Annotated in this window: 16 protein-coding genes; 4 read left to right on the plus strand and 12 right to left on the minus strand. The window is 36.3% G+C overall.

Going from position 1 to position 20,052, the window contains the following annotated elements; translation table 11 throughout:
• The first annotated feature begins 81 nt into the window (after window positions 1–81).
• On the plus strand, window positions 82–690 hold the full coding sequence (locus tag ACYQ0E_RS07515) for a TetR/AcrR family transcriptional regulator (RefSeq protein ID WP_460187620.1): 609 nt from the start codon (window positions 82–84) through the stop codon (window positions 688–690).
• 144 nt (window positions 691–834) lie between these two features.
• Here ACYQ0E_RS07515 and ACYQ0E_RS07520 read toward each other — a convergent pair whose 3' ends face one another.
• The 6 genes from ACYQ0E_RS07520 to ACYQ0E_RS07545 all read right to left on the minus strand — a co-directional run bounded on the left by ACYQ0E_RS07520 (window position 835) and on the right by ACYQ0E_RS07545 (window position 5,642).
• Window positions 835–1,827, minus strand: coding sequence for an alpha/beta fold hydrolase (locus ACYQ0E_RS07520; RefSeq protein WP_460187621.1), 993 nt, complete (start codon window positions 1,825–1,827; stop codon window positions 835–837).
• A gap of 152 nt (window positions 1,828–1,979) precedes the next feature.
• The gene (locus ACYQ0E_RS07525; RefSeq protein WP_460187622.1) at window positions 1,980–2,516 is read right to left on the minus strand and encodes an RBBP9/YdeN family alpha/beta hydrolase; all 537 of its coding nucleotides are present in this window, start codon (window positions 2,514–2,516) and stop codon (window positions 1,980–1,982) included.
• A 43-nt stretch (window positions 2,517–2,559) separates the two neighbouring features.
• The gene (gene tsaA / locus ACYQ0E_RS07530; RefSeq protein WP_460187623.1) at window positions 2,560–2,958 is read right to left on the minus strand and encodes a tRNA (N6-threonylcarbamoyladenosine(37)-N6)-methyltransferase TrmO; all 399 of its coding nucleotides are present in this window, start codon (window positions 2,956–2,958) and stop codon (window positions 2,560–2,562) included.
• A gap of 745 nt (window positions 2,959–3,703) precedes the next feature.
• On the minus strand, window positions 3,704–4,564 hold the full coding sequence (locus ACYQ0E_RS07535; protein ID WP_460187624.1) for an ankyrin repeat domain-containing protein: 861 nt from the start codon (window positions 4,562–4,564) through the stop codon (window positions 3,704–3,706).
• Window positions 4,565–4,764: 200 nt separating this feature from the next.
• Window positions 4,765–5,040 carry a hypothetical protein gene (locus ACYQ0E_RS07540; protein WP_460187625.1) on the minus strand — a complete coding sequence of 92 codons (276 nt, stop codon included), beginning with the start codon at window positions 5,038–5,040 and terminating at the stop codon, window positions 4,765–4,767.
• 233 nt (window positions 5,041–5,273) lie between these two features.
• Window positions 5,274–5,642: a cold-shock protein gene (locus ACYQ0E_RS07545; protein WP_460187626.1), complete on the minus strand. Its 369-nt coding sequence runs from the start codon at window positions 5,640–5,642 to the stop codon at window positions 5,274–5,276.
• Window positions 5,643–6,002: 360 nt separating this feature from the next.
• Between ACYQ0E_RS07545 and purB the strand changes: the two genes are divergently transcribed.
• Complete coding sequence (gene purB / locus ACYQ0E_RS07550) at window positions 6,003–7,403, plus strand: adenylosuccinate lyase (protein ID WP_460187627.1); 1,401 nt, start codon at window positions 6,003–6,005, stop codon at window positions 7,401–7,403.
• Between the two features lie 730 nt (window positions 7,404–8,133).
• On the opposite strand, the gene ACYQ0E_RS07555 is transcribed toward purB, so the two are convergent.
• From ACYQ0E_RS07555 to ACYQ0E_RS07570, 4 genes are read right to left on the minus strand one after another with little or no spacing between them, the layout of a single operon-like run.
• A complete protein-coding gene (locus ACYQ0E_RS07555) occupies window positions 8,134–9,279 on the minus strand; it encodes an ABC transporter permease (protein ID WP_460187628.1) in 1,146 nt (381 codons plus the stop codon).
• Entirely contained in the window at window positions 9,276–10,433 is a 1,158-nt protein-coding gene (locus ACYQ0E_RS07560; RefSeq protein WP_460187629.1) for an ABC transporter permease, read from the minus strand. The genes ACYQ0E_RS07555 and ACYQ0E_RS07560 overlap by 4 nt, the downstream gene beginning before the upstream one ends.
• Window positions 10,430–12,388: an ATP-binding cassette domain-containing protein gene (locus ACYQ0E_RS07565; RefSeq protein WP_460187630.1), complete on the minus strand. Its 1,959-nt coding sequence runs from the start codon at window positions 12,386–12,388 to the stop codon at window positions 10,430–10,432. Before ACYQ0E_RS07565 ends, ACYQ0E_RS07560 begins: the two co-directional genes overlap by 4 nt.
• A gap of 2 nt (window positions 12,389–12,390) precedes the next feature.
• Complete coding sequence (locus ACYQ0E_RS07570) at window positions 12,391–13,467, minus strand: HlyD family secretion protein (RefSeq protein ID WP_460187631.1); 1,077 nt, start codon at window positions 13,465–13,467, stop codon at window positions 12,391–12,393.
• A 126-nt stretch (window positions 13,468–13,593) separates the two neighbouring features.
• Between ACYQ0E_RS07570 and ACYQ0E_RS07575 the strand changes: the two genes are divergently transcribed.
• Complete coding sequence (locus ACYQ0E_RS07575; RefSeq protein WP_460187632.1) at window positions 13,594–14,763, plus strand: JmjC domain-containing protein; 1,170 nt, start codon at window positions 13,594–13,596, stop codon at window positions 14,761–14,763.
• 312 nt (window positions 14,764–15,075) lie between these two features.
• On the plus strand, window positions 15,076–16,299 hold the full coding sequence (locus ACYQ0E_RS07580) for a TsoY family (seleno)protein (protein WP_460187633.1): 1,224 nt from the start codon (window positions 15,076–15,078) through the stop codon (window positions 16,297–16,299).
• Window positions 16,300–16,502: 203 nt separating this feature from the next.
• Here the strand turns inward: ACYQ0E_RS07580 and ACYQ0E_RS07585 are convergent, their stop codons facing one another.
• Window positions 16,503–16,934, minus strand: coding sequence for a 5-carboxymethyl-2-hydroxymuconate Delta-isomerase (locus ACYQ0E_RS07585; protein ID WP_460187634.1), 432 nt, complete (start codon window positions 16,932–16,934; stop codon window positions 16,503–16,505).
• 87 nt (window positions 16,935–17,021) lie between these two features.
• Window positions 17,022–19,967 (minus strand): insulinase family protein, encoded by a 2,946-nt coding sequence (locus tag ACYQ0E_RS07590; protein ID WP_460187635.1) that lies wholly within the window; start codon window positions 19,965–19,967, stop codon window positions 17,022–17,024.
• Window positions 19,968–20,052: the final 85 nt, after the last annotated feature.

Genomic DNA, 20,052 nt, shown 5'->3' on the forward strand with positions numbered 1-20,052 from the left:
CTATACCGTTCGGTACACAATTGACATTCTTTACCGTTCGTTACATAATGTCAAGTATTATATTTTTAAGAAGCGTAAATCATGAATGCAGGAAGAAAACGTAAGTTTGACAAGGACGAAGCACTTGATAAAGCCATGCGAGTCTTTTGGAATAATGGTTATACAGGGACATCTATAACCGATTTAACTGCGGCACTTGGCATCAATAAACCGAGTTTGTATGCTGCATTTGGTAATAAAGAAAAATTATTTGAATCGTCTATAGAACACTATATGCTTAAATATGGTTTACCGAAAATGCAGCAATTAAAATCCCCCTCAGATATTCCTTTAAAGGAACGTCTAAAAGATTTTTTGTATGGCATTATCGATATGCAAACAAACCCTAAAACACCCAGCGGGTGCTTTTATGTTAAAAGCAGTTGTGAATCAGGCGGTGATGTTTTTCCAAATGAAATGTCTTTATTGATAGGAAAGTTTGGATTAGATACTGAACAGTTTATAACAGATTTTTTGGAAGCTGAGCGTGAACAAGGCAATATTTCAGAACAGGTATCCATTAAAGATGCAGCAAGTCATTTAATCTCTGTAATGTATGGCTTGGCCGTACAGGCACGTGGTGGAAAATCAAAAGAAATACTAAGATCTACAGCAGATTTTGCGGTAAGCATATTTCCGTGTAAAGATTAACGTCTGTAAAATTAACGTTTATGCACCTTAAAAAGAATAGCTACCCTATTTTAAAGTGCTTTGTATGCTTTGATTTCTTGTGTTTTACAATAAAGCGATAAAACCAAGATATAAAGCCAAATTTTAAAGCCAAATTATAAAATCTTACTTATCAAGTGCTGTATCAAACGCTTTAATAAATACAGCATAATTTTCATATTGTGGCATATGTCCTAGCCCTTTTAACTCTATCAGAGTAGAACCTTTAATCATTTTATGCGCGCGTTTTCCCAGTTTGTTATATTCGCCTAATTTACGAGTCACGCCATCTTTTAGCCAACCTCTACCTGGTCCAGTCCTATCTCTAGTACCAATAATCAAAAAGGTTTTATTTTTAATTTGTGAAAATCTAGCCACTATATTTTCTGAAAAAATCGGTCCATAGGTTAACGCATTATTCCAGGCAATTATCTTCCAATCGGCTCCAGCTAACATGCCTTTTAAAGGGGTTAAAAGCTTCTCGTATTCACTTGACCATTTACCATCATAATAATTTTTCTTTTGATAGTTTATAGCTTTATCCAACGTTGTACCAAGCTCTCTTTTGTAAAAGAAATTCACATCTTTAAAAGCTACATACTTACTGTAGTCTTCTAAACCAATTGGATTAATTAATATGAGCTTATTAATAGCGTTACGATAATTAGCCGCAAAAGTCGCAGCTAACATCCCCCCCATTGAATGGCCAACAAGATCAAACTTTTTAATATGTAAACTATCTAATAAAGATTTAGTATTCAGTGCCAATTGCCCAAAGCTATATTGATAAGATTTTGGTTTAGATGATTTACCAAAACCAATCTGGTCTGGAATAATGACTCTGTATTTTTTCTTTAACAGATGTTTTGCAATTTTTTCCCAATAATAACCAGCAAAGTTTTTACCATGTAATAACACAATCACTTTTTGCGATTTTTTATCACCAACATCCATGTAGCGCATTTTTAAATTTTGGTTTTGAGAATTAAAATTAAATGTTTTAACTTCAAATGGGTACTTAAATCCATCTAGTTCTTTATTATATTTAATAGCGACATCCGCAAAAACAGGTGAACTAAACGCAAAAACAGAAACTAAGATTAATAAATACTTTTTCATACAATCCTCATCCACAAAACGTAGTCTAAAACAATTAAAGCAGTATAAATCTTTTTACTTTAACTCATAATTTCAATAAGTTAGATTATTCTCTTTATCTATATTTTATTGCTTAATAAGTACGATATATTCAAAGGCCCCTTCAAAACAAATTACTCTAAAGAATCCACAAAATGATTCAGAAGCGTTTTGCCATTAGGCCAATTGCCAATACCCGAAGCCTTATTAACATGCCCTAAATCACCAATATTAATAAATTCGCTTCCCCAAGAATTTGCAAAATATTTGGAACGATCCAAGCTTGAATAAGGATCATCTGAGCTGGCTAATACAACACTTTGAAACGGCAGTTTTTCTAAAGGTAGGTTTTGATAACCTACTATTTTTTTAGGTAAATAATCGCTTTCTACATCAGGTACTGCCACAATAAAAGCACCCAATATATTGGCTTTATATTTTTTGTTCCATTCAACAACCGTACTGCCCCCCAAACTGTGAGTCACTAATACAATCGGCCCTTCTAGGGATTGAATAAGCAAATTTAACGCTTCAACCCAATCGCTACAATTTGGATTTTGCCAATCATCTTGTTCAACCCAATAACTATTTTTGGTTTCTTTATACCAAATTTCTTGCCAATGTCCGTTAATAGAATTTCCATAACCAGGCACAAAAACCGTATTAAACATATCTCTCTCTTTAGATTTAATTAATCTGCTTTACTGCTAGACTTCAATTCTTTTCTTGCTTAATGGCGGGTTTAATATCTATTAAATCTGTTCCATCTAAACAGTCAATGCCTTTAACAAAAACAATCCCTTTTTCAATCTTTTCTATAGAAAGAACCGCAGCACCAATAGGATTTGGTCGATGAGGTGACCTTAATGCAAAAGTACCTAAAAACTTATCACCATGTCTAAACGTTTGTTTTACTAAATTTCTATTGGTTTTTTCAAGCCAATATAAAATTAGTATTTGTTGATTTGCTTCAAGCCCCGTTAAGGCATCTATATATTCTTCCGCTATAACCAGCTGGCAAAGTGGCCCTGACGGATCGACATTACTTGGACATTCCTCAATATTTTTATACGGTGTTTGAATATAGCCAATAGATTTTAATGTTGCTTTCATTAATTCGTTATCCTTAGAACCATTGTCGTCAGAGAAAAGAAGCTTTTAATTAAATTATGAATTAAAGCTTTATTAGTTTACTTCTGTAACCAATATTGTTTATTAATGTGACTTTACATCACAACCTAAATAAACATAGTTATAAATTCGTTTGGCATCACCTTAGTGTTTTTTGAGCAATTCGTAGGATTTCGCTTAGAATCACTTTATTGTGATTCAGAGTCATAAATATCTACCCAGTTAGCAACTGGTTATTAGCGTTGCTCATAAAAATTTCTTTATAAGCCAGCCTATCATTAACATCAAATGTAACTCTTACCACTTTGATTACATGATTATTGCCACATTTATCCGTTACATTTTCTGTAAAAGTTCTTGCTTTGTTATCAGCATAGAATGCTTAATTACCTTTATATTGAGCATTTTTTCATAAAATCTTTGCCCTTTAAACAGCTAATATATACGCGTTGAATTATTCAAACATTCTATTTTTGCAGTATCTACAATATTGTAAATACCTGATACAGTTTGCTTTTTAGCGTTTGCATAAGCAGCAGAAGATTTACATGTAAGACAAATTGCTAATAAATATAAAATGGCGGTTTTATTTGTTATAGATTTCATCCGTAACCTTTATTTGATGTGTCTTAAATAATGGGTCATTCAATGAACGAATTTATAACAAGTGATTGTAAAGAAAGAATGAAGATTAGAATAACGGCTTTAAAAATAACAGGTAGCTAACTTAATATAAAACGGCACCATTCTTTTTTAAATACTGTATAACGGGTTCGTTTTTACCATAGTGTGCCCACTTGAGAGGGGTTTCTTTATTTCGGCATGTCGCATTTATCTTGGCTCCAGAATCCAGCATATACTTAATCATTTCTACCGTGCCATCCTGCGCCAAATAATGCAATGCGGTGCATTTGTCTTTACTACGATAGTTAATATCAATCCCTTGAGCCACTAAGTATTTAACAACCTCTATCTCTTCAGTAACCGCACCACCAAACATAGCTCGTTCCATCGCTTCTTTAGGCGGTTTACCACTATCAACAATTGCTCTTATTGCTTCTATATGCCCTATTCTACCTGCAACATATAACGCTTCTTTATATTCGGCTAATGAATAGCTTGGCCCCTTTGCTACAATAAGTTTAACGAAATCATAATTATCTTTATAAATCGCTTTAAAAAGTGAACCTGGCTTTAGTTTAGCGCCATTATTAAGGAGTAATAAAACCGTTCTAGCAAACCCTTTCTTAACCGCTTTATCCATAGCATTTTGTAGCGATTCGTTTTCAAAAACGACCTTTTTATCTATCTTTAAAAGCGTAGTAACTAAACCAAAGTTATTTCTATTGCCTGCATGTATTACCAATTCTTTATAGTCTGAATCCGACATTTCATCAAAAAAACCAGCCTCTTTAAATATAAAAGCGCCATCACTATCTATATCATTTGTTGACTTAATAAGCCCTGCCAAATCATAGGTAAGATTTCTATTTTTAATTTCAGCAAGCGCCAAACTTTTATCATTAATATCTGAACAACCACTCAGCATAAAAATAAAAGAAAGTATTAAAAACTTTTTATACAGCATGAAACTACCCTAAATCATTAAAAACAAGGTAAACCCTTAAGAATAATCAAGAACCACCATTAAAATCTAAACTGATTTTAATCATAAAACATTACATATTTTGATTTTACTTAATGCTTACAAGCCACAAGTGATCACAGGTTTTACCAGGCCTGGTAAAACTAAAATCAATCAACTTAATATTACTTAATTTCCTATTTTTATTGAGCAGTAGCGCCAAGAATAATAGCAAGGAGCATGGGCGATGTTACAAAACCAACAACAATTAATAACCAAGCTAAAAGATTCACTCCAAAGCCAGCCCCACTGCCATTTTTAATGGCGATAATTGTGCCAAAAAATGCAACAATCATGGCTATAGGCACAAACACCGTACCAAAAAACAAAATACCCAAAACGGCTAATACACATGCAATGATTCCCGCAACCATGCCATCGGCAGGTTTTGTTACATAAACGACTTCTGGTTGACTCATATTTTTTTACCTTAAATAAATGGGTTAATTAACTTTGCACAGAAAATAGACAATAATTAATTAATGAAGATAAGCGTGCTTTACGAAAGAATTTGAAGTTTTAAAGATAGCTTCACCTAATTATTTAGCGCTTAGTTAAGCTGTTATTAAGCTGTTATTAAGCACTAAATTCAAAGGTTGGCGTTTTAAGATAAAAAAGTAACTGGTCGGACTTTAAAATCGGAGATCATTACTTAAAGAACGATTCCAATTCCTAGAGCGATAACACCAGCTAACGCTAATAAAGACAATATTTTAAAAGTACGCACTGAACTTTCTAAAGATGCAACACGTTCTTCAATAGAAGCTGGTTTTACTTTAGATTTAGGTTTAGGTTTAGGTTTATTTTTACTCGCACTACCGCCGTCTAAAGGTGTAACAGAATCTGCCTGTGGGCCTTTATCTGATTCTTTACTTACAAACTCAACAGCCACACCCTGGCGGATAGAACCATTGCCCTGCCAGGCACTTTTATGGAAAAAGAAGTCTTCTCCAGTTTTATCGTCAACAATAAATCCGAACCCTTTTCGGAAGTCAAAACGTTTAATAATGCCTTTGGCCATATATATACTCTTTTTTATGTGTATTGAATCAATGTGATAAGTGTAAATTCTAGTTCATTATGTAAGGGATTACCAATCAAGGTAATGTTTTTGTAACTAAACGACTTATTCAGCACCTTAGAGCATACATTGACAGATAAAAATGCAATTCAATAAAAAGAAATATAATCTCTATTCTCGGTTTTGTAAGCGGAGAGTCCTTTAAAGCTATGGGGATTGTTTGTCTTAGGGACTCACTCTTTAATAAGTGAATAGTTTATTGCGTTAAGAGCCAGAAAAGCATGGAGGTTTTTGGCTTTAATTTAGGCTATAATAGCCGCCATTAAATTTACCACTTTTGTGATTAAAGGAACTTAACCTATGCAACTTTCAGAATTAACCGCAATTTCTCCTGTCGATGGTCGTTACGGCGGACGTTTGAACAATTTAAAAGAAATTTTTAGTGAATTTGGTTTAATTAAAAACCGTGTAAAAGTCGAAGTGTTTTGGTTGCGTATGTTGGCTAATCACCCTGGTTTTTCTGAGATTCCTAAATTAAGTTCTGAAGCTGAAAATCATTTAATTAAATTAGTGGATGAATTTACGTTAGAGATGGCTCAACGTGTTAAAGAAATTGAACGCACCACTAACCACGATGTTAAAGCGGTTGAATACTTAATTAAAGAGCATTTTGCGGATAACGAAGAGTTAATGGCCGTTTCTGAGTTTGTGCATTTTGCGTGTACGTCTGAAGACATCAATAACTTGTCTTATGCCCTAATGCTTAAAGATGCGCGTGAATTTGTGATTATTCCTGAGATGGATAAGTTAATCGCTAAGATGGTTGAAATGAGTGTTGAGATGGCGGATATTCCGATGATGGCTCGTACGCATGGTCAGCCAGCATCGCCAACGTCAGCAGGTAAAGAGTGGGCTAACGTGGCTTACCGTTTACAGCGCCAGGCTAAGCAGTTAATGAATGTGCAAATTATGGGTAAAATCAATGGCGCAACGGGTAACTATAATGCTCACCTTGCCTCTTACCCTGATGTTAACTGGTATGAGCTTTCTGAACAGTTTGTTCAGAGTTTAGGGCTTCTATGGAACCCTTACACCACTCAAATTGAACCACATGATTATATTGCTGAATACTTTCACGCCATGTCACGCTTCAACACAATCGTAATTGATTTTGACCGCGATGTTTGGAGCTATATTTCAGTTGGTTTCTTTAAACAAAAAACCATTGCGGGTGAAATTGGTTCTTCTGCTATGCCACATAAAGTTAACCCTATCGACTTTGAAAACTCAGAAGGTAACTTGGGTATGGCCAATGCGATTTTTGAACACCTTGCGATGAAACTACCTATTTCTAGATGGCAGCGTGATTTAACCGATTCAACAGTTTTACGTAACTTAGGTGTGGGTGTGGCGCATACAATGATCTCTTTACAATCAACCATGAAAGGTTTGAGCAAGTTAGAAGTTAACGCTGAAGCTATGGCCAATGACTTAGACTCTAACTGGGAAGTATTAGCAGAAGCGATACAAACCGTTATGCGTCGTCACGGTTTTGAAAAACCTTATGAAAAACTAAAAGATTTGACGCGCGGTCAACGTGTAAACAAAGAGATTATGCAAAACTTTGTTGATGGTCTTGAAGGTTTACCTGAAGATGCTAAACAATATTTACGTGATTTAACACCAGGTACATATATTGGTAATGCGGCACAGCAAGCGCACAACATAGAATTAGCCATCACCATGCTAAAAGGCCGATAATAGAACGCATATCACGCCTAAAATGAGGAATCTCTTCGTTTAAGAACAGTCGTGTACACTTGTACACTCCTTTATCTTAAGCCTTGATTTTCACTCATTTTATTCGCAATCTGCATTTCTATTATTTTTTATAATTTTCTATTCTTAATACTGCACGATTTTTTCATTAAGAACAGTTGCGTAGAGTTGTACGCGCCCTTTTCTTGCCTTGAATTTGAACACTCTACCTGCTTTCTAACTCGAAATTAATCACAGATATATAACACTAAAATGAGAAGTCTCTTCGTTTAAGAACAGTCATGTACACTTGTACACTCCTTTATCTTAAGCCTTGATTTTCACTCATTTTATTCGCAATCTGCATTTCTATTATTTTTTATAATTTTCTATTCTTAATACTGCACGATTTTTTCATTAAGAACAGTTGCGTAGAGTTGTACGCGCCCTTTTCTTGCCTTGAACTTGAACACTCTACCTGCTTTCTAACTCGAAATTAATCACAGATATATAACACTAAAATGAGGAATCTCTTTGTTTAAGAACAGTCATGTACACTTGTACACTCCTTTATCTTAAGCCTTGATTTTCACTCATTTTATTCGCAATCTGCATTTCTATTATTCATTTAATAATGATTAAACCCCACCTTACTTTTACCAGGCCTGGTAAAAGTAAGATGGGTTTTTTATTTCATAAATTGATTGATTAGATCATCTATTCGTTTAACTAATTAGTTTTCAAACTGTTTGCGGAACTGGCTAATACCAAATAAGAATAGAACCGTGCCTAAAGCAAATAATGTGAGTAAATCACCCCATATCAAGTTTAAATCGGTACCTTTTAGAATAATGCCAAAGCCCATATTGATGTAATAGTAGAGCGGTGAAAAATGGACAATGGGTTGTTCCCATTCGGGCATGGCTTCTGGTGGTGTAAAGGCTCCTGAAAGTAAAATAATAGGCATAATCAGTATGATTGAAACAATCATAACTTGCGCTAGGTTTTTACTAATGGTGGCTATAAAAATGCCTAAGCCTGACATGGCATAAATATAAACGGCAGACACCAAGAAAAACAGCCAAAACTCACCTTGAAACGGTACTTCAAAAACGGGAATAACAATTAAAAACAGGGATAATGCTACGCCAATTAATAAAATAATTTCTACCGCTAAAACCTTGGGCAAAAGAATTTGAAACGGAGTTAAAGGTGCAATAGAAAGCTGTTCAATGGTTCCACGCTCTTTTTCTTTAACCAGTATAGCGGCGGTTAAAAACAAAGAAAGCATGGTCATTACCGTCATCATTTCTGAAATCGCCATAAACCAGGAGCTTTTGCCTTCGGGGTTAAATAGAATCATTTTTTTGGCGTCAACGCTGGGCGCTTCCATCTCATCGAGATCACTTAACTTGAGTTTTTTTAACATCCATTCTTGGTTAAAACTGGCATTAGATAATCCCACATAACTGTTCGCTAAATTTCCAAGAATGACATTACTAGAATCGAGTTGAAAGCTAATTTGAGTAGACTGCCCTTTTAGTAAGTCGCGTTGAAAATTGGGCGGTATTTCTATAACACCCAGTAACAAGCTATTATCAAGGTAGTGTTGCGCATCCGTATCATTATTTATACTGCCTTTTACATCAAAGTACGGCTGGCGTAATTTATTAAGCCACTCACGACTGTCAGAGCTTTGATCGTAATCTATATAACCAATTGGGGCGTTGATTAAATCAAAAGAAACCCCTTTACCACCAATAAAAACTTCGCCAGTAAAAAAGTATAAAGTTGCGATCACCAGAATGATGTCTCGACTGTATTGTAGTAGCTCTTTTTTTGTTAGCGTAAAAACCCGACGCCACCATAATAAGTTCATCCGTTAACCCTCTTACGAAATCGCAAAACGGCTAATGCCCAAAATAAGGCCAAAAAACCAATTAAAATTAAAATATTAAGCCATAATTCTGCCCACCCCTGGCCTTTTAAAAACACGCCCCAAATCACTTCTAACTGATACATCGCAGGAAAAGCATGCGCTTCTATAACCGCTTCTGATGACATAGAAGCAACAGGCATCATTAAGCCAGAATACATAATGCCTGGAATCATAGTACCTAACATAGAGATTAATGCGGCAGCGGCTTGAGATTTTACAAAAGAAGAGATAAGCACCCCAATAGCAGCGGCGGCGGCCACATAAAAGAAATTGGCGACTAATAGAACGGATAACTCTCCTTTAAAGGGAGTATGAAACACCCAGAGCGCGACTAAACAGAGAATGGATATATTTATGTATGAAATGACAATATAAGGTAATAATTTACCGGTAATAAATTCGCTACGTGTTGCTGTGGAAGCATAAATATTAAAGATAGAACCGGTTTCTTTTTCTCTTACTACCCCTAAGGCCGCAAGCATGGCAGGTGAAACCAGCATAACCAATACAATTAACCCTGTACCGGTTGACCATATACTTTTTAATTCATTATTGTATAAATAATGGGTTTCTAGTTTTACAGGAGAAATCAAATCACTTAGTACTTGGCTTGTCATTCCTTGGCTTTTCATGACCCACTGTTGCATGAGTTCTGAATTATAGTGTGCGTTAATGGCCGTAACATAACCCGACACCATAGCGGCGCGATAATTAAACATACCGTCTATTTGCGCTTGAACTTCTGCTTTATGACCTTTAAGAATATTTTTAGAAAATTCAGGCGGAATCACCAATACAAAACTGACTTTAGAGGTATTAATTAATTCTTCTGCTTTTTTGGCTGAATGAATACTGCCTTTATAGTCAAAATAACGAGAGCTAATAAATTTATAAGAGTAATCTCTGCTTTGATCTGAGTTATCGTAATCAACCACGGCAAATGGCATTTTTTCAACGTCAAAACTTAACCCAAAACCCAAGATTAAAATCATAAAAAACGGAAAAACAAAAGCCATTATAAAATAGACACGGTCACGCCAAATTTCTAACATCTCTTTTTTAGTGATAGTAAAAACAGTGTGTAAGTTCATCATGATTGGGTATGCCTTTCTGGCTTTTTGGCTGATTCAATCTTATCGATAAAAACATCTTCTAAGGTTGGTTCTAACACCATGATATTTTCTATTTCTATATTATTTTTTTCAAACATCTCTAATACGGTTTGACGAGTTTCTTCTATTGTTTTGGTAAACAGTTGCACACGACTACCAAATAGTGCAGCCTTGTTATATCCTGCGTTTTCTAACATGGATAAGGCTTCATAAGGTTTTGAAATCTTAATACTGAGCACAGTCCCTCTGCTTTCTTTTAACTCATGCTTAAGTTGTTTGGGTGAATCATACGCCACCACTTTACCCGCTTGCATTAACGCTAATTTATGACAATGTTCGGCTTCTTGCATGTAGTGTGTTGTAACCAAAATAGCTACGCCTGTTTTTTCGGCAAGCTCAACTAAAATATGCCAAAATTCTCGGCGACCAATAGGGTCAACTCCCGAAGTGGGTTCATCTAAAAACAAAACTTTGGGTTCATGAATTAAGGCACAGCCTAATGCCAAACGCTGTCGTTTACCCATAGGTAAACTGCCTGCTGTTGAATTTTGTACTTTCTGCAAGTGCCCCATTTTTAGCACCCAATCTCTGCGTTCTTTTAATCGACGTCCAGATAAACCGTAAATACGTCCAAATAAATCAACATTCTCAACAACCGTTAAATCTAAATAGAGTGAAAAAGCCTGTGACATATAGCCAATGCTTTCTTTAATGGCCATAGAGGATGTGGCCATATTATGCCCTGCCACAAATCCTGTACCTTCTGACGGCGGTAAAATACCGGTAAGCATTTTAATAACGGTACTTTTACCCGCACCATTTGCCCCTAATAAACCAAATATTTCGCCCGCCGCAACCTCAAAAGAGACTTTATCTACTGCGGTAAACTGATCAAAACGTCTAACCAATTCATGGGCTTTAATCAGTTCAGAGTTAGTCTCTGTCGTAGTTGACGTTGACGAGGTTAAATCAAGACTTACGTCTTTTTGAACCACTGATTTTTCAGCAACCAAATCATGGTTTAAACGATGTATAAATACCTCTTCTAGCCCCACTGGCGCAAAATACCATCTATCGTTTTTACCATCAATTAAGGTTTCTATAGATTGCTGGGCTTGTTCGGCAGAACTTTCAAACCCTGTAATACGAATCATTTGTCCCAGCTCTTCGGCTTGTGGAAATTGCTTTTGTATCTTAGGCAGTAATTCTTTAGGGTTTTCACTCTCAACTTCAATTAACCAACCGGGGGTACGTTCAATAATTTCATCGGCCGTTCCGCTGTCTAACACTTTGCCTTGGTGCATAACCGTTAAGCGATTAAAGCGCGTGGCTTCATCCATATAAGCGGTAGAAATTAAGGCGGTCATATTTTCTTCACGCACTAACTGGTTTAACATTTCCCAGAAATCTCGGCGTGAAACAGGGTCTACACCCGTGGTGGGTTCATCTAAAATTACTAAACTGGGTTGATGAATTAATGTACAAACCAAACCTAACTTTTGTTTCATCCCACCAGAAAGGTTTTTCATGGCTCGGTCTTTAAAGTGATTTAGGCTAGAAACTTCGAGCAACATTTTTTTACGTTGTTGCAACGTATCAAAAGGCACACCTCTCAGATTGGCAAAAAAATCGATATTTTCTTCAATGCTTAAATCTGGGTATAAATTTAAACCAAGGCCTTGTGGCATAAAACCAATACGATTTTTTATTTTTTCGGCAGATTTATCGGAATCGATTAATTGATCAAAAACTTGAACTTGGCCGGCATTAAAACGCAATACACCAGCCACTGCTTGCATTAGTGTACTTTTGCCTGCACCATCAGGGCCAATTAAGCCGTATATTTCTCCGGTTTGAATAGACAAAGAAATATCTTCAACGGCCTGCGTTTTTTTATAAGATTTAGAAAACCCTTTTACCTTTACCGCTACGGTCATGGTTATTTTACCTGAATGTAAGCGTCAGCAGGCAGTCCTGGAGTAATACGATGTTTGGGGTTTTCATCTAAATAGAGTTTAATGGCGTACACTAATTTAACGCGCTCATCTTTGGTTTGCACTTCTTTAGGGGTAAATTCAGTTTGCGAGGCAATATAACGAATAGTGGCTGAAAACTTATCGTCTGGTAAAGAATCAATCACAATATCGGCTTTTTGATTTAGGTGTACCAAACCGACTTTACCTTCTGCAATATAGCCTTTTAAATAGACTTCATTTAAATTAACAATATTAAATAAACCTGAACCAGCAGCAACAACTTCACCTTTATTAACTAATCGGGTTGTAATCACTCCGTTTGTTGGGGCTTTAATTGTCATATCATCTAAAACACTATTGGCTTCTGTTAAAGCGGCTTGTGCTTGCAATACCTGGGCTTTTACGGCATTAACTTCCTGCTGTTTGGCTTCAACCTGATCCCAGCCTAACTTGGTTTCATTTAGGGCTTTTTGTGTTTTATCTAATGCGGCACGCGCAATGGTGACATCATTTTGTGCAACTTTTTTAGCCAACAATGCGGCTTCATGTTGATGTTTTTGAATAGTGCCTTTTTCATATAATTTTTTATAACGTTGTTCATCAATACTGGCTTGAGAGGCATTTTCAATAGCACTGTTTAATACCGCTTGAGCATATACCACAGAAGATTCAGCGGTTTTAATTTGTAAAGGCACTTGGCTCTTTAAAACATATAAACTCATTTCTACCGCTTTTAATTGCGCTTGAGCAGCATTGTAAGCCGCCTTAGCTTGCGCCACTTGTGCGCGAACTTGAGCATCATCTAAAACAACTAAAACCTGCCCTTCTTTAACTTCAGAGCCTTCTTTTACTTTTAACTCTAACACCTTACCCGCGACTTTAGTGGAGGCTAAATACTGTTCTGCTTCGGTTCTACCGTTTAGCTTAACAACACCATCCGCTAGACCATTAGCGTGTTTTTGGTAATAAAAATAAATAGCTCCCACAACAATAATGAAAAGAATGAGAAAAACCAAGCGAACCTTTAATTTAGGAGTCATTGCACAATCCAGAAATTTGCATAAATTTTAAAATGAAATTGCTCAATAAAAGAAGATTGAGCCGTAAAAGAGAAAGGGAAACAGTTATAATTTACCAAATTTTCTCATAAAAAAAAGCATTTCATCATGATTCATCTCAATAAAATAACCATTTCTACTTTTTTAAACGAATATTGGCAAAAAAAGCCCTTAGTCATCCGTGGTGCCTTGCCTGATTTTGAAACACCTGTTTCTGCAGAAGAACTTGCAGGCCTGTCTTTAGAAGACGAAGTTGAAAGCCGTATTGTGATTCAAAATGGCGAAAAAGATTATCAACTACTTAAAGGACCTTTTGATGAATCAACCTATGAAAAGTTGCCTGAAGAAAACTGGACTTTATTGATTCAAGGCATGGATCGTTTAGTACCAGAAGTCACCGATATCTTAAATGATTTTGACTTTTTACCTCGCTGGCGAATTGACGACATTATGATTAGTTATGCGACCAAAGGCGGTAATGTTGGCCCGCACTTTGATCATTATGACGTGTTTCTATTACAAGCCGCAGGTAAACGTAATTGGAAACTCACTTCACAAGATTGCCGTGAAGACAATTACATTCAAGGGGTTGATTTACGTTTAATGGAAACCTTTACCGTAGAAGAAGATTACGTTTTTGAAAAAGGCGATATTCTGTATATCCCACCCAAATGGGGTCATCACGGTGTGGCCTTAGATGACGAATGTATGACCTACTCTATTGGTTATCGCACTTATCGCGGGCAAGAACTTTGGGATAGCTTTGGTGATCATTTGTCTGAAATGGCCTGTTTTAAAGAGTTGTATATGGATCCAATTTGGCAAGCTGGTTTAAATCCTGGTGAAATTACCGATTCGGCCGCTGACCAAGCACAACAACTATTAACCAGCGTTTTAGAAGATAAATCTTTAATTAAAGCTTGGTTTGGTCGCTTTGCTACTCAATTAGATCAAGAGGCGGCACAACAATTACCTGAACCACTAACCGAAGAAGAAACACCTGATATTGAAGACTTTATGGGCGCGTTACAAGTTGAACCAGGCCTGGTAAAAGACCCTGTTTGTCGTTTTGCTTATGCGGTGATTGAGGGTGAAACCAAGCTTTATATTAATGGCGCTATTTGGGATACCTTTGGTGCAAGTGATCAATTTATTGCCCAATTTGCCAACCAGTCTTTTTTAACACAAGAAACCATTATGTTGGCGGGTGACAATGAAGGTAATATCAAACTACTGTTTGATTTATGGAAGTTACAATACTTAGTCTTTATTGAATAAACCCATTCTAACCTCTACTCCAAGCGCTACTTAAACAATAACTCATTCTTACGTTTGGTTATTGTTTAAGTTATCGTTTTAATCAGTCTTTAACGACACTACCCAAAAAACATTCAAACTCTCCTTTTCTTTCTTTCGTTTTTATACCTATCTACTTATTTTTATTAATATTTTCTTATTTAAGTATTCGCCTTACAAACTCAGTAACAAATACTTACTAAATAATGAATTCGCATAAATATAGATTTATATTATACGGGTATTAATTTAAACTATATCTAAGTTGTTTTAATATTAAAGGAGAAATTTCTCATGTCTTTACAGCTTCACAAATGGCACCCTCGCCATTGGTTATTACCGCTCACAATGCTTGGTTTAAGCATTATGACAGTGTTTATTTTAAAAACCTTTATTCCACATCCTGGATACATGCTACCTACTTACCAACAAGTCATTAGTTACACTTCAGAACAAGGATTTATTGGTACGCTTCTGCTTTTAGATTGGGGGCTTTTTTGGACTCTACTGGTTACAGCCGCTCTGCTTATACCGCTTTTCTTATTTAAGTCTATTCAGTTTTTAAGAATAGGTGCGCACCGTGTTTCTGATAAAAATGTTATGGAAACCGCTGGTTGGTTTGGTATTCCACTCTCTTTAGCGATGTTTGCTAATGTATCGGCGTTTGCTAGTGTGATGTTTTTTGAATTAAATACCAAACAAGACGATATTTTATGGCCGTTTTGGATGGCCATGAATCTGCTTATTGCTTTAATGGCATTGGGTCAATACATTTGGTATCGCCAAGTTAGAAAAACAGCCGAAAATAAAGAACAATTTTCAATGGTTGTGCCTTTTGCCCTAGGTTTTATGGGGTTAAACTTAGCGGGTCCTGGTGCTTTTACTGCAAACAGCGTGGTTGCAACTATTTCCATAAGTGCTTCGTTATTTTTTATTGCCTTGTCTATGTTTGCTTTTTTAACCAAAATTCCAGCTATAAAAGAAGGATTCAAACAACTTTGGGTTAAACCTAAAACAGAAACAGAACAGCAAGTAACTTGGGGGCATCAAGTCAATTTAGCCACAGGTATTACGGCGGTAAATGTATGGCAAATTGCCATTATTCGTAATTATTTAAATTACGGCCATAACTTTGGTGATTTTTCTTTTGCTTTTAAAAATAGCTTAACGTGGGGATTAATTGTCATTTTACCGTTAGTTTTTATCGTAATACTTAGCTTTATGCGTTCTGGATTTTTTAATCATTTATTAACTGCATCAAAAAACTACCTATTCTCTTTAGGACAAATTTGTATGTTTGTTTCTAGTTATGTATTACTGACGCTATTTTCAGGAACAGCGGTAAAGGCAGGTTTAATTGTTAAATACGGTTTAGTATGGAATTTAAGCTGGACACTAGGCTTTGTATTAGCAACCTTAACATTGCTTTCGGTTGGTTTATTGCTGTATAGAATGGTTATTTTAAACAATATCAAATCTTGGCAAGAACACGAAGTGGCACAGCTTTTAAAGAATTAAAATTGTAAAAACCGTTGTATTTACCAATCTATATTTAGATTTGGTTGGTTTAATTAACGGTAAATTCAAAACAAAAAAAGGGCGATGCGAGTTAAAAAATAACTTGCACCGCCCTTTTTATTGAGCTTGATTTAGATTTAAAAATACTAAATTTTGATAACTCTAAGGTTTACTAGCAAATGCACAAACCTTAGGTTATGTAATTAATTATTAACATCCGCCTTAACAATCGCTTTAGTATAAGAGTTTGTTTGCATCTCAACCACTTCTACCGTTATTACTACATCGTGCTTTAGTATTGCTTTGTCTTGCGTTGCATCAGTTTTTACACTTGCCGTTAAAGCGCTTAATATTGATTGAGATAACAGCTGTTTTTCAATTTCAGTTTTACCCGTATGCGTTTTACACACCACATGAATAAATCCAGTTTGCTCTAAACCCAATTTATAACAATCAGCCTTATAAGCTCTAATTTTTATATTATTTGGGTTTACAACTTGCGTGTTTGCCACAGAATCAAATATTGAATTTACCAGGCCTGGCATGCCCTGTGGCAGACCATCTTTTTTGTGAGCACAGGGCAGATTGTATTTTTCAATAGAATCAGCACTGTATTCAATAATAATATGTGGCATAAAACGGTTTACTCATTAATAACGTAATTAAAAATAACAGAATTAAAATCAATTCAATTTACATTAACCAAATTTACATTAACTACATTAAAGCGTAATAATTTCAAACTCAGTATCCGCTAATGATTCTGCACCACCCGTGTTTGTTAATACCACTGATGACGTTTTGTCATTGGTTAGATATTTATCTGCCATAACGCGTAAATCATCAATGGTGGTAGAAATAACCCCTTCACGATATGCCATACGAATATCATGCGTACGACCGTATAACTCTTGATAAAAGGCCTTTTTCATTTCACCGGCTGGTGATCCTGGTTTATCCATTGAGCTAATGACGTTTAAAATCGCTTCATCCACTTTAGCTTGTGTGGCTTCTGAACTCATTAACCAATCTTTAGCGCGTTTAAAATCGGCATAGGTTTCTAATAAACGTGGGTCACGGTATGAGTAAAATACAAATGCCGCCGCTTCTGCGTTATAAGATGCACCGCCACCATAAGCACCACCCTTTTCACGAATGGTTGAATGTAAGAAGCCATTGCGTAAACACGCACCCAACACTGATAATTTAGCGGCATCTTCATGGTCTGACATTACCGCAGGATAAGCTAAAGCACAAAAATTGACTTGTGTACTGGTTACCCAGGCTTGGTTAATAGGTTGTTGGTTAGCGCTGAATTCAAAACCTGCAATATCTGTATTTAGTGCTTGAGAATCTGCCCAAGCCGTTTGCATGGTTGATAGAGCTGTATCCATTCCTGTTTCATCACTGACAACTAAAGCTTGTTTAGGCGACTGCTTGATTTTGGATTGAATAGAACTTAAGCCATTACTAAGCGATTGCATGGCATCGTCTGAATCTTGAAGCTCTTTATGTAATTGCTTAATGTACTGAATACCTTTAAAACCCGAACGTTCAAATTTCCATTTAGCCGCAGGTGTAAAGTTTTGTACTGCAGCCATCATCGCTAGACCGTGCCCGTTACCTGTAATACCTTGATCAACTGAAGCTCTAATTTGCGAGACTAAATCTTTTAAACGAGCCGTTTCATCAAAACGTGCTTCATTTAAGGTTTCATTGAGTAACTCTGCCATAGGTAATTGGTTACGGTTTAAGGCTTTGGAAGACAAAATAAAGTGACTATGACAACCATTTGGCTCACCCAATTTAGAATGAATGCTCGAACGTGCCGAAATGCTACCAGTAACTTCTGCTTGGTAAGATTGCATTTCAATGTAATCTCTTTTAGCTGTACCCACCTCGGTTAAACAACTATTAAAGAGCGGCATTATGGCTTGCTCTTGTTCAGTTAACTGCGGCAAATCAATAATCAACTGTTCATAGGTTAAACCATTGGTTCCACACTGATAACTCTTAACCGACATATTAGCCACTTGCGAGGTTTGTGCAGGATATTCTTTAATTTCTGCAGGAATATCATCCTTGGTTACTTCAGGCAAAATACTTGGATCATCTTCTTGCGATTGACGTTCATCTAATGCCAAAGCTTGATCAACAATAGCTTGTTTTTCTGCTTCGGTTAACTTAGCTTGAATCGCTGCTAACTTAGCTTTTTCTGCTTTTTCTTTTTGTGCCGAAAGTTCCGTATCTGGTTTCATGGTTAAACGTACACGATGCATATTGTTTAACAATAATTTTTTTACCAGGCCTGGTATAAAGTCAGGCGACTTTACTTCATCTTCAAGTTGTTTAAGTGCAGAATCGGTATCTAACAATGCAATTGGGTCACCATCGTGTAAAGCACCTGCTAATGAATGTAAAATAAGCTGTAATCCGTAAGGATAGCTATCACCACCCACTTCACGTTGCGACAACTCTAATTGATGCAACATCGCTTCTACTTGAGATTGCTCAACGCCTTCATTGGCAATGCGTTGTAATTCAGTCAATATTAAATCTTCAATCGCTTGCGCGTGTTCTGGTTCAGAGCCTTGAACACCTACTACAAACGCCATTTCTTTATTAGATTCTTCAAAACCACAAAGTGGTGATGGTGCATTAGCTAAATCCGTTTCTTCTAGCACTTTACGCAGTGGTGAAGCACTGTTATCTAATAAAACCGCCGCCAATAAATGACCACGCAATACTTGCAATGGATCTTTGTTTTGACCTAACAGCCAACCTAAAACAATATGTGTTTTATTAGTAACATCTTCTTCATCCAGCGCGTAACTAGCTTCAACCTCTTTAGGTTCAGAATAACGCGGCTCTAAACCAACATGCACTTGAGGCACCGTATCTTTAAAACGTGCTAAAGCAAGGTCTTGAAACTGCGTTTGATGTTCCAAAGCAGAAATATCACCATAAGTCATAAATACCGAATTTGAAGGATGATAATGCAGTTTGTGGAAATCGAGTAACTGTTGATGCGTTAAATCTGGAATATCTTCTGGCTCACCGCCACTGTTGTAGTGGTATGTGCTTGTTGGATACAACTCAGCAGAAAAAGCCTGCCAAAGTGTTGAAACAGGCGAACTCATTGCCCCTTTCATTTCATTAAAAACCACACCTTTATAGGTTAAGGGTGAATTTGGATTATCCATCTCTTCAAATTCAAAATGATGCCCTTCTTGGGCAAAATCTAAAGCATCTAAATTCGGAAAAAACACGGCATCCATATAGACTTGCAGAAGGTTTTGAAAATCTTTACGGTTTTCTGTTGCAAATGGATAAGCCGTCCAATCACTTGAGGTAAATGCATTCATAAACGTATTTAACGAACGGCGAATCATCATAAAGAATGGATCGCGAACCGGGTACTTTTCACTTCCGCATAATGTAGTGTGTTCCAAAATGTGCGCCACACCCGTTGAATCCATAGGTACCGTTCTTAAACCAACCAAAAACACATTTTGCGGATCATCAGCCGCCAAATGATAATGTGCAGCACCTGTTACTTTATGCTCAAAATGCTGAATGGTTAAGTTTAGAGAGTCAATTTCATGCTCACCTTTAAATTCAAATGCGGGGTGGCTTTTTGGTGCCGTTTGGATAGTTTTATTGCTCATACAGTTTCCGTTTTTGTGTAACGTTTTTTGTGAAGTTTTATAATTTCATTGATTATAAACAAAAAAAGGCCACCATACGGCGGCC

The sequence above is a fragment of the Thiomicrorhabdus hydrogeniphila genome, assembly GCF_054656895.1.

What these genes read in the sequence shown, in the direction of transcription:
- ACYQ0E_RS07590 (WP_460187635.1), bottom strand. Translation starts at nt 19,967, where the DNA reads ATGAGCAATAAAACTATCCAAACGGCACCAAAAAGCCACCCCGCATTT.
- ACYQ0E_RS07545 (WP_460187626.1), bottom strand. Translation starts at nt 5,642, where the DNA reads ATGGCCAAAGGCATTATTAAACGTTTTGACTTCCGAAAAGGGTTCGGA.
- ACYQ0E_RS07560 (WP_460187629.1), bottom strand. Translation starts at nt 10,433, where the DNA reads ATGATGAACTTACACACTGTTTTTACTATCACTAAAAAAGAGATGTTA.
- ACYQ0E_RS07575 (WP_460187632.1), top strand. Translation starts at nt 13,594, where the DNA reads ATGATTCATCTCAATAAAATAACCATTTCTACTTTTTTAAACGAATAT.
- ACYQ0E_RS07525 (WP_460187622.1), bottom strand. Translation starts at nt 2,516, where the DNA reads ATGTTTAATACGGTTTTTGTGCCTGGTTATGGAAATTCTATTAACGGA.
- ACYQ0E_RS07520 (WP_460187621.1), bottom strand. Translation starts at nt 1,827, where the DNA reads ATGAAAAAGTATTTATTAATCTTAGTTTCTGTTTTTGCGTTTAGTTCA.
- ACYQ0E_RS07535 (WP_460187624.1), bottom strand. Translation starts at nt 4,564, where the DNA reads ATGCTGTATAAAAAGTTTTTAATACTTTCTTTTATTTTTATGCTGAGT.
- ACYQ0E_RS07565 (WP_460187630.1), bottom strand. Translation starts at nt 12,388, where the DNA reads ATGACCGTAGCGGTAAAGGTAAAAGGGTTTTCTAAATCTTATAAAAAA.
- ACYQ0E_RS07585 (WP_460187634.1), bottom strand. Translation starts at nt 16,934, where the DNA reads ATGCCACATATTATTATTGAATACAGTGCTGATTCTATTGAAAAATAC.
- ACYQ0E_RS07555 (WP_460187628.1), bottom strand. Translation starts at nt 9,279, where the DNA reads ATGAACTTATTATGGTGGCGTCGGGTTTTTACGCTAACAAAAAAAGAG.
- ACYQ0E_RS07515 (WP_460187620.1), top strand. Translation starts at nt 82, where the DNA reads ATGAATGCAGGAAGAAAACGTAAGTTTGACAAGGACGAAGCACTTGAT.
- ACYQ0E_RS07570 (WP_460187631.1), bottom strand. Translation starts at nt 13,467, where the DNA reads ATGACTCCTAAATTAAAGGTTCGCTTGGTTTTTCTCATTCTTTTCATT.
- ACYQ0E_RS07580 (WP_460187633.1), top strand. Translation starts at nt 15,076, where the DNA reads ATGTCTTTACAGCTTCACAAATGGCACCCTCGCCATTGGTTATTACCG.
- ACYQ0E_RS07540 (WP_460187625.1), bottom strand. Translation starts at nt 5,040, where the DNA reads ATGAGTCAACCAGAAGTCGTTTATGTAACAAAACCTGCCGATGGCATG.
- tsaA (WP_460187623.1), bottom strand. Translation starts at nt 2,958, where the DNA reads ATGAAAGCAACATTAAAATCTATTGGCTATATTCAAACACCGTATAAA.
- purB (WP_460187627.1), top strand. Translation starts at nt 6,003, where the DNA reads ATGCAACTTTCAGAATTAACCGCAATTTCTCCTGTCGATGGTCGTTAC.